We start from the raw sequence: 9,682 nt of genomic DNA, 5'->3' as shown, positions 1-9,682 counted from the left end.
TAACGGCTCTGGCGGCGATGACATGAAAGGACCCGGGACGTGGCGGACCTGGACTGGGCGGTGTTCGACCTCAACGGCACGCTGCTCGACCCGGCGGCGCTCAGCGCCGCGCTGCCCGCGCCGTGCAACGGCGAACAGGCGGGCCTGGACCTGCTCGACGAGACCGTGCAGCGGGCGATGGTCGACACGCTCGTCGGCCAGTACCTGCCGTTCGCGGACTACCTGCGGTCCGCCGTGACGCGGCGGTTGCAGCTGGCCGGGCTCACCGCCGAATCCGGAGTCGTGCGGGCAGCGGTCGAAACCGCAGGCCGGATGCCGCCCTACCCGGAAGTGCCGGACGCGCTGGCGCTGCTGCGCGAGGCCGGGTTGCGGATCGCCACGGTCACCAACAGCACCACCGCGACCGCCGAAGCCGCGCTGGAAGCCGCCGGGCTGCGCGAGCGCTTCGACGTGGTCACCGGAAGCGACCGGCCGCGCGCCTACAAGCCCGCGCCGGAGGTCTACCGAAGCGGTCTGGAAAGGATCGGGACCGATGCGTCCCGTGCGGTGATGATCGCCTCGCACGGTTGGGACCTGCACGGTGCGAAAGCCTCCGGCATGGCCACCGCATGGGTTGCACGCAAGGAGCGGCTGTTCCTCGGCTCGTTGAGCGAACCGGACTTCACCGGCTCCGACGTGCTCGACGCCTGCCGCGCCATCACCCGCGCCTGAACGCGCGAGGCGGTCACTCGCCCGTACCCGCCGGGCACGGCGCTTCGGGCATTCCCACCAGGCAGCGCAGGCACGGCATCCCCCAAGGCCGGTCGGCGACCTCGGCGACGTCGGCCGGGATCACCTGGCCGCACGCGGTCGTCCAATATGCGGCGTCGTCGGTGCCGGGCTCGGTCAGCGCCAGGTGAGCTTGCCTGCGCGATTCACCGACCACTCCGGGCTGGTAGCGGACCGCGATCGGCCGCCCCTCCCGCGCGGGCAGCTCTCCGCCGGAGTGAGCATCCTCCGAATCGTCGGACATGGTTCACCTCCGGGGGCTGCGACGCGGCCGGTGACCGCGAGTGACGTGAAATCCGTGATTCCGCTACCGAGCAGGGTAACGACCGCCGCCACCCGCCCGCGGGTGGTCGGGCCGATCGGCGACTTCCACCGCCGAGCGTGACCGCACGCCGCCGATCGTCCCGAATTCGGCCCGATGACCGGCATCGCGGACGCCGGCGGCACACGGCTGAACGGAGCAGTCGCGGCTAGTCTCACCAGCGGTCACCGGGGTCTAGGGGGTGAATCGTGGCGGAGGATCCGCGCGATTACGACGCACCGCAGCTGCCGCGCCGATCACGTGCCGTGATCGCCGGTCGGGTTGGTTTCGCGTTGCTGTCGGTGCTGGTGCTGGCGGTCACCGGGTACGGATGGGCGAACTACGGCGAACTGCGCTGGGCGCTGAGCACCAGTTCCGCCACCGACGGCGCGGCCGCCGACGGGGCCACCGACATCCTGCTGGTCGGGCTGGACAGCCGCACCGACTCGCAGGGCAGGCCGCTGCCGGACGACGTGCTGCGGCGGCTGCGCGCGGGCGACAACCCGGCGAACCTCACCGACACGCTGATGCTGGTGCACATCCCGTCGAACGGCGCGGGCGCGACCGCCATGTCGCTGCCGCGCGACACCTACACCAGCATTCCCGGCCACGGCGAGCACAAGATCAATTCGGCGTACGGGCGCGGCAAGAGCCAGGCCGCGGAGGCGCTCACCGGTGTCGCCGATCCCGCAGAGCGGGAGCGCCGGGCCGCCGACGCAGGCCGCAGGACCCTCACCGACACCGTGCAGCAGTTGACCGGCGTGCAGGTCGACCACTACGCCGAAGTGAACCTGCTCGGCTTCGCCCAGCTCACCGAGGCGATCGGCGGCGTGCCGGTGTGCCTGCGCGAGGCCGTGCACGACCCGTACTCCGGTGCCGACTTCCGCGCCGGGCACCAGCTGATCTCGGGTGCGCAGGCGCTGTCGTTCGTGCGGCAGCGGCACGGACTGCCTCGTGGCGACCTGGACCGGATGGTGCGCCAGCAGGCGTTCCTCGCCGGGTTCGTGCGCCCCGCGACCTCCGGTGGGTTGCTGGCCCAGCCCGCCAAGCTCGGCGGGCTGATCGACTCGGCGCGGCGTTCGATCGTGCTGGACCGGGACTGGGACCTGCTCGCGTTCGCGCAGCGGATGCAAGGGCTCGCGGCCGGGGACGTGGCGTTCTCCACGATCCCGATCCAGGACGCCGCCTACGACACCCCGGACGGGGAGGCGGTGCGGGTGGATCCGCTGGAGGTGAGCCGCGCCGTGCACCACGCGGCGCACGGCAGGCCGGCGCCCGCGCAGGAAACAGGGGAGTCCGGGCAGGAAACGGGAGAGACGGCGCAGGAAACGGGAGAGTTCGGGCAGGCCCCCACCGGCGAAGGCGCGAGTACTCCCGAAACCGGCGAGGGCAGTGCGCCCACGACCGGTGAGACCGGCGGTCGCGAGACGCAAACCGGCGAGCAGGGCACCGCCGAAACCGGAACCGGATCGCCCGGCACTGGCGCACCGGGCACGGCCGAAACCGGATCGGCCGGAACCGGATCGGCCGAGACCGGAACCGGCGAAACCACCGGACGCGCCCCCGCGACCAGCGAGCACCCGGCGAGCACGGCGACCGGCCGGACCACGCCCCAGACGACGCCCCGGACGACGTCGGAGTACTCAGCCGAACCGGAGACGAGCGACTCGCAGCAGTCCACCGGCGAAACCTCCGCGCCGCAGCCGCAGACCGAAGCGACGAGCGCCGGGACCGATCCGACCAGCCCCGATCCGACCGGCCCAGCACAGCCGGTCCCGCCCGATGCCCTCAACGCGGGCGGCCTCACCTGCGTGAACTGACCGCCCCGACGCACGAATCCGGACCGCGGCACGGCGCAAGACGGCCCCGGCGCGCTTGTGGCGCACCGGGGCCGTCGTACGTTACCTGCCGGATCGGCAGGTGCCTTCAGGAGCGGATCATGTTCCGCAGCACGTACTGCAGGATGCCGCCGTTGCGGTAGTAGTCCGCCTCACCGGGGGTGTCGATGCGCACCGGCGCCTCGAACTCCACGGTGGACCCGTCGGCCTTGGTGGCCACGACGTGCACCGCGGCAGGAGTCTCGCCCTCGTTGAGCTTGGTGATGCCGGAGAGGTCGAAGGTCTCGGTACCGTCCAGGCCCAGCGACTTCGCCGTGGACCCGGCCGGGAACTGCAGCGGGATGACGCCCATGCCGATCAGGTTCGAGCGGTGGATCCGCTCGAAGGACTCGGCGATGACCGCCTGCACGCCCAGCAGCCGGGTGCCCTTGGCGGCCCAGTCGCGGGAGGAACCGGAGCCGTACTCCTTGCCGCCCAGCACGACCAGCGGCGTGCCCTCCGCGGCGTAGTTCTGCGCGGCGTCGTAGATGAACGCCTGCGGCCCGCCGTCCTGCGTGAAGTCGCGGGTGTAGCCGCCCTGCACGTCGTCCAGCAGCAGGTTGCGCAGCCGGATGTTGGCGAAGGTCCCGCGGATCATCACCTCGTGGTTGCCGCGGCGCGAGCCGTAGGAGTTGAAGTCCTTGCGGTCGATGCCGTGCTCGCTGAGGTACTTGCCCGCGGGCGAGTCCGGCTTGATCGCACCGGCCGGGGAGATGTGGTCGGTGGTGACCGAGTCGCCCAGCAGCGCCAGCACGCGCGCACCGGAGATGTCCGAGACCGGCTCCGGCTCCATGCCCATGCCCTCGAAGTACGGGGGCTTGCGCACGTAGGTGGATTCGGTGTCCCACTCGAAGGTCTCGCCCTCGGGCGTGGGCAGCGAGCGCCAGCGCTCGTCCCCGGCGAACACGTCGGAGTAGTCCTTGGTGAACATCTCCTGGGTGATCGCGGAGTCCATGACCTCCTGGATCTCCTTGGGCGAGGGCCAGATGTCGCGCAGGAACACCGGCTTGCCCGCGGTGTCGTGGCCCAGCGGGTCGGTCTCGAAGTCGAAGTCCATCGAGCCCGCCAGCGCGTAGGCGATCACCAGCGGCGGCGAGGCCAGGTAGTTCATCTTGACGTCGGGGTTGATCCGGCCCTCGAAGTTGCGGTTGCCGGACAGCACCGAGGTGACCGCGAGGTCGTTCTGCTGGATCGCCGCGGAGATCTCCTCCGGCAGCGGCCCGGAGTTGCCGATGCAGGTGGTGCAGCCGTAGCCGACCAGGTGATAGCCCAGCTTCTCCAAGTACGGCCAGAGCCCGGCCTTCTCGTAGTAGTCGGTGACGACCTGCGAGCCCGGGGCCATCGAGGTCTTCACCCACGGCTTGCGGGTCAGGCCCTTGTCCACGGCGTTGCGCGCCAGCAGCGCGGCACCCAGCATCACCGACGGGTTCGAGGTGTTCGTGCAGGAGGTGATCGAGGCGATCACCACGGCACCGTGGTCGAGCTCGAACTCGCCCAGCTCGTCCGAGGACACCTTGATCGGGTTGGTGGAGCGGCCGGAGGCGCCGTCGGCGGCCGAGGCCAGCTTCGGCTTGTCGCCTTCGCCGCGGTGGGTCACCGAGACGGGGTCGCTGGCCGGGAAGGACTCCTCGCCGGCCTCGTCCAGCGCGGCGTCATCGGCGTTCTGGACCTGCACGTAGTCGGTCAGCGACTTGCGGAACGACGGCTTGGCGTCGGAGACCTCGATGCGGTCCTGCGGGCGCTTCGGGCCGGCGATCGAGGGCACGACCGACGAGAGGTCCAGCTCCAGCAGCTCGGAGTACTGCGGCTCGTGGTCCGGGTCGTGCCAGAGTCCCTGCTCCTTGGCGTAGGACTCGACCAGGTCGACCTGCTCGGCGGGGCGGCCGGTGAGCTTGAGGTAGCGGATCGTCTCCTCGTCGATCGGGAAGATCGCCGCGGTGGAGCCGAACTCCGGGCTCATGTTGCCGATGGTGGCGCGGTTGGCCAGCGGCACCGAGGCCACGCCGGAGCCGTAGAACTCGACGAACTTGCCCACCACGCCGTGCTCGCGCAGCATCTGCGTGATCGTGAGCACCACGTCGGTGGCGGTCGCACCCGGCGGGATCTCGCCGGTGAGCTTGAAGCCCACCACCTTCGGGATGAGCATCGACACCGGCTGGCCCAGCATCGCGGCCTCGGCCTCGATGCCGCCGACGCCCCAGCCCAGCACGCCCAGGCCGTTGACCATCGTGGTGTGCGAGTCGGTGCCCACGCAGGTGTCCGGGTAGGCCTGGCCGTTGCGGGCCATGATCGAACGGGCCAGGTGCTCGATGTTGACCTGGTGGACGATGCCGGTGCCGGGCGGGACGACCTTGAACTCGTCGAAGGCGCCCTGGCCCCAGCGCAGGAACTGGTAGCGCTCCTTGTTGCGGCCGTACTCGAACTCGACGTTGCGCTCGAAGGCGTCCGGCTTGCCGAACACGTCGATGAACACCGAGTGGTCGATGACCAGCTCCGCGGGCGCCAGCGGGTTCACCGTCGAGGTGTCGCCGCCCAGCTCGGAGACCGCTTCGCGCATGGTGGCGAGGTCGACCACGCAGGGCACGCCGGTGAAGTCCTGCATGATCACCCGCGCGGGGGTGAACTGGATCTCGGTCGAAGGCTCGGCCTCGGGATCCCAGTCCGCGAGCGCGCGCACGTGCTCGGCGGTGATGTTCGCACCGTCCTCGGTGCGCAGCAGGTTCTCCAGCAGGATCTTGAGGCTGTAGGGCAGCCGTTGCGCACCGGCGACCGCGCTGAGCCGGAACACCTCGTAAGAGGCGTCACCGACGTTCAGCGTGCCGCGGGCGCCGAAGCTGTCCTTGCTCGCAGGTGCAGTCACGTTCAACTCCATGTCGCGACGGGCGCAAGTCAGTTCGGGAACGACCGGGAGTCTCGCGCACGTCGGCCGAGCGTGCGCGCAGCCCCTCGGGTCGCGTGCCAGTAACAGTACGCTTGTCCTGTAAATGGCTTCAAGGCCGGGTCGCGGAAGATCGCGGCGATGTGCCGGGTGCGCAAATACCCGCCGTTTTCGCAGGTGTGACCTGTGGCACCGGGGCCAGCGGTCGGGTGCACCGGAGCCGGCGCGCCGCGCCCACCGCGGGAGGGCGCGGTCCTGATCGCACAACTGTTTCCGAAGCTCGCTCACGGCGAATTCCCGCGGCGCCCGTTCGCGGAACCCGGCGGAGGAATCCGCCGCGACCTACAATCCCGGCGGGACCAGCTGCCGAAAAGATCTGCCCGACCTGCGGATGCCGACGAACTCCGCGCCCGGGCTAGGGGGACGGAATGGCTGAGCGGGCGGACGACTCGGTATCCGAAAGCGGTTCGGAAAGCGGCCGATCGGCGCGCGGCGGTTCGGAAAACCGGCGCCGCGGATACGGTTCCGGGCTCAGCGGCGAATTGCTCGCCGAGTTCCTCGGGACTTTCGTGCTGATCCTGCTGGGGTGCGGCGCGGTGGCGGTGGCCGTTGCCGGGCTGCCCGGCTCCGGCAGGCAAGCGGACGCCTTCGGCGCCGCGAACTGGCTGATCGTCGCGTGGGGCTGGGGTTTCGGCGTGGTCTTCGGCGTCTACGTCGCCGGGGGCGTCAGCGGCGCGCACATCAACCCGGCCGTCACCCTGGCCTTCGCCGCACGGCGCGGCTTCCCCTGGCGCAAGGTGGTTCCGTACTGGGTCGCGCAGCTGGTCGGAGCTTTCCTCGCCGCCGCGCTCGTCTACGCCTCCTACAGCTGGGCCATCGACGCGTTCAACGCCAAGGAGGGCCTGCCGCGCGAGCAGTCGCTGGACACGTTCGCCATTTTCGCGACTTTCCCCGCCGAGTACTTCGGTTCCTCGTGGTGGGGGCCGCTGCTGGACCAGATCATCGGCACGGCGATTCTGGTGGGACTGATCTTCGCGCTCATCGACAAGCGCAACTCCGCGCCGCTGGGGAACATGGGTCCATTCCTGATCGGCATGGTCGTCACCGTCATCGGAATGTCGTTCGGCGTGAACGCCGGATACGCGATCAACCCCGCCCGCGATTTCGGCCCGCGGTTGTGGACGTTCCTGACCGGCTGGGGTGATCTCGCGCTGCCCGGCAGCTACGAGTCGTTCTCCTGGTACTTCTGGATTCCGATCGCCGGGCCGCTGATCGGCGGCGTCGCCGGGGCGCTGATCTACGACTTCTGCATCGGCCGCGTGCTCGACGCCCGCGAGACCGCGCCCGAACCCGGCCGGGCAGGCGACTGAGGCGGCAGCGAACGCGGAAAACCCCGGAACGGTCCCGGGACCGCGTGTTTGGATGCTCGGATGCGCAGCTTCACCCAGCACGCCGGTTCCGCCGGGCTGCTCGCCGCGGTCGCGTCCGCGTTCTGCTTCGGCGGTTCGGGACCGTTCGCGAAACCGCTGATCACCGCGGGTTTCACCCCGCTGCAAGTGGCCTGGATCCGGCTCGCGGGCGGAGCGCTGCTGATGCTGCCGTTCGCGTTCCGGCACGTGTCCGCGCTGCGGCGCGCACCGTGGCTGCTGCTCGGGTACGGCCTGTTCGCCATCGCCGGGGTGCAGACGAGCTACTTCGCGGCCATCGCCTCGATCCCGGTCGCGGTGGCGCTGCTGGTCGAGTTCCTCGGGCCGGTGCTGGTGCTCGGCTGGATCCGGTTCGTGCGGCGGCGCCCGGTGACCCGGCGGGCCGCGGGCGGTATCGGGCTCGCGCTGGCCGGGCTGGCGTGCGTGGTCGAGATCGGCGCGGGGATGCGGTTCGACGCGCTCGGACTGCTGCTCGCGCTCGCGGCCGCAGGCTGCCAGGCCGCTTATTTCCTGTTGTCGGACTCCTCGGCCGAGATCGACCCGCGGGCACTTGCCTCCTACGGGCTGCTGATCGGCGCGGCGGTGGTCACCGTGCTGGCGCGGCCGTGGGAGATGGATTGGGCGCTGCTGGCCGGGTCGGTGGAACTGGCCGGTGCCGCGCTGCCCGCCGCCTTGGCGGCGGCCTGGATGGTCCTGGTGAGCACCGTGCTGGCGTACCTCACCGGCATCGTCGCTGTGCGGAGGTTGTCCCCGCCGGTGGCAGGCGCCGTGGCGTTCCTGGAACCGGTGGTCGCCACGCTGCTCGCGTGGCTGCTGCTCGGGGAGCGGCTCGGGCCGTGGCAGCTTGCCGGGGGAGCGTTGATCCTGGCCGGCGCGTACGTGGCGCAACGTGCGGCGCCGGCGGAGGCGGAAACCCCGCTGGTGCCCGAGAGCGGTTCATCTGCCCGCTGACGCGCCGGTTTCAGCGCCCGCAGCGGGCTCGGTACTGATCAGCCGTGACCGGTCGGTGCGGCCGCGCTCAGGCCGCCGCGCGGGAGCGGGCCACGCGCGTGAAGGCGTTCTTGGCCAAGTGGACGATGAGACCTTCCAGGAGGGCCACGGCCACCCCGGTCAGCAGGTTCGCCAGGAAGTTCATGGTCAGCGTGCTTTCTGCCGTGTCCAGCTCGTACGCCCCGACGGTGCCGTTCCGGAGTGAGGACGAGGTGGGTGCCGGGTGACGAGCGGGTAAAACGACCGGGAATATTGTCGTTACCGCAGCTCAGCACGCCCTCACGTGGGTGAAGGTGCGGCCGCAGAGCCCCGCGGCCCTGGCGTTCCGATGACGCCCGCCCGCGCAACGGTTGCACCGAGGTGAAGAACCCCTTCGACCAACCTAGCCGGGCGAAGAGGTCCTTCACTCGCAAGCGGCGCTGCACGATGCTCTTGCACCGAGTGCGCGCACCACATCCGGGGTGATCACGAACCACCACCGGCGTGGTGATCACTGGTCCGGGCGGGCCGTCGGCGCGCTCACACCCTCGCCGGTTCGCTCGGCTCCACCACGCCTTCCACGACGCGCGGAGACTCGTCCGGGGAGCCCGGTTGCACCACGGACTCCGACGGCGCACCGGGCAGCGCCGGTGCCTGCGAGGCGCCGTCTGCACCGTCGTCCCCGGGCCAGTGCTGCCAAGCCACCACCCCTGCGGTGCTCGCCATCGCCGCCCCGAGCGCGATCAACCACTGGTGCGGCAGCAGCGGCCTGCTGCCGAAGAACTGGCTCACCCCCGGCACCTGCACGACCCCGAGCAGGATCAGCAGCGAAACCGCGCCGGAGGCCAGCACCAGCGGTGTGCGGCCGCGCACCGCCAGTGTCTGCGCCAGCTGCGCGGACACCAGCGCCACCAGCCCCGTCGTCTGCGCCTGCCCAGGTGTGGAGACCGGGCGGGCCAGCGCCCACGCCAAGCCGGCCGCGGTCGCCGTACCCACCGCCCGCACGTACACGTCGCGGGTCAACGCCTTGCCCAGGGAAGCCTCCGGTCCCTCGGCGAGCAGCTTCTCCGGCGTCGCGTGCGGCGGCGGGCGCACCGCGATGGCGATCGCGGGCAACACGTCGGTGAGCATGTTGACCACCAGCAGCTGCCGCGCGTTGAGCGCGGCACCGGAGCCGAGGAAACCCGACCCCACCGCGTACCCGATCTCGCCGAGGTTGCCGCCGAGCAGCATCGACAGCGCGTCGTGCACCGAGGCCCACATGCCCCGGCCTTCCACGATGCCGTCGGTGATCGTCTCGATCCGGTCGTCGGCCACCACCAGGTCCGCGGACTCCCGCGCCGCCGGGGTGGCCCGCGAGCCCAGCGCGATGCCGACGTGCGCGAGCTTGATCGCGGGCACGTCGTTGGCCCCGTCCCCGGTCATCGCCACGGTGCGCCCGTCGGCGCGCAGCAGCCGCACG

General features: G+C 71.0%; 7 protein-coding genes. 4 read left to right on the top strand and 3 right to left on the bottom strand.

The window, feature by feature from the left end; genetic code table 11:
* Positions 1-39: 39 nt before the first annotated feature.
* Entirely contained in the window at positions 40-711 is a 672-nt protein-coding gene (locus IJH84_RS00470; protein WP_295138855.1) for a haloacid dehalogenase type II, read from the top strand.
* A gap of 13 nt (positions 712-724) precedes the next feature.
* Here the strand turns inward: IJH84_RS00470 and IJH84_RS00465 are convergent, their stop codons facing one another.
* On the bottom strand, positions 725-1,012 hold the full coding sequence (locus tag IJH84_RS00465; RefSeq protein ID WP_233628148.1) for a hypothetical protein: 288 nt from the start codon (positions 1,010-1,012) through the stop codon (positions 725-727).
* 266 nt (positions 1,013-1,278) lie between these two features.
* Here IJH84_RS00465 and IJH84_RS00460 point away from each other — a divergent pair, with 266 nt between their 5' ends.
* Positions 1,279-2,889 (top strand): LCP family protein, encoded by a 1,611-nt coding sequence (locus IJH84_RS00460; RefSeq protein WP_295138848.1) that lies wholly within the window; start codon positions 1,279-1,281, stop codon positions 2,887-2,889.
* 106 nt (positions 2,890-2,995) lie between these two features.
* Here IJH84_RS00460 and IJH84_RS00455 read toward each other — a convergent pair whose 3' ends face one another.
* Complete coding sequence (locus IJH84_RS00455; protein ID WP_295138845.1) at positions 2,996-5,806, bottom strand: aconitate hydratase; 2,811 nt, start codon at positions 5,804-5,806, stop codon at positions 2,996-2,998.
* 446 nt (positions 5,807-6,252) lie between these two features.
* Between IJH84_RS00455 and IJH84_RS00450 the strand changes: the two genes are divergently transcribed.
* Both IJH84_RS00450 and IJH84_RS00445 read left to right on the top strand, forming a co-directional pair.
* Positions 6,253-7,194 (top strand): MIP/aquaporin family protein, encoded by a 942-nt coding sequence (locus IJH84_RS00450; protein ID WP_200072551.1) that lies wholly within the window; start codon positions 6,253-6,255, stop codon positions 7,192-7,194.
* A gap of 60 nt (positions 7,195-7,254) precedes the next feature.
* Positions 7,255-8,202 (top strand): EamA family transporter, encoded by a 948-nt coding sequence (locus IJH84_RS00445; RefSeq protein WP_295138841.1) that lies wholly within the window; start codon positions 7,255-7,257, stop codon positions 8,200-8,202.
* A gap of 558 nt (positions 8,203-8,760) precedes the next feature.
* Here IJH84_RS00445 and IJH84_RS00440 read toward each other — a convergent pair.
* The coding region (locus IJH84_RS00440; RefSeq protein WP_295138839.1) for an HAD-IC family P-type ATPase at positions 8,761-9,682 on the bottom strand (922 nt) is incomplete at its 5' end.

Source organism: Saccharopolyspora sp., from assembly GCF_017434145.1.
Lineage (GTDB): Bacteria > Actinomycetota > Actinomycetes > Mycobacteriales > Pseudonocardiaceae > Saccharopolyspora_C > Saccharopolyspora_C galaxeae.
This window is presented reverse-complemented; position numbering and strand designations above follow the sequence as displayed.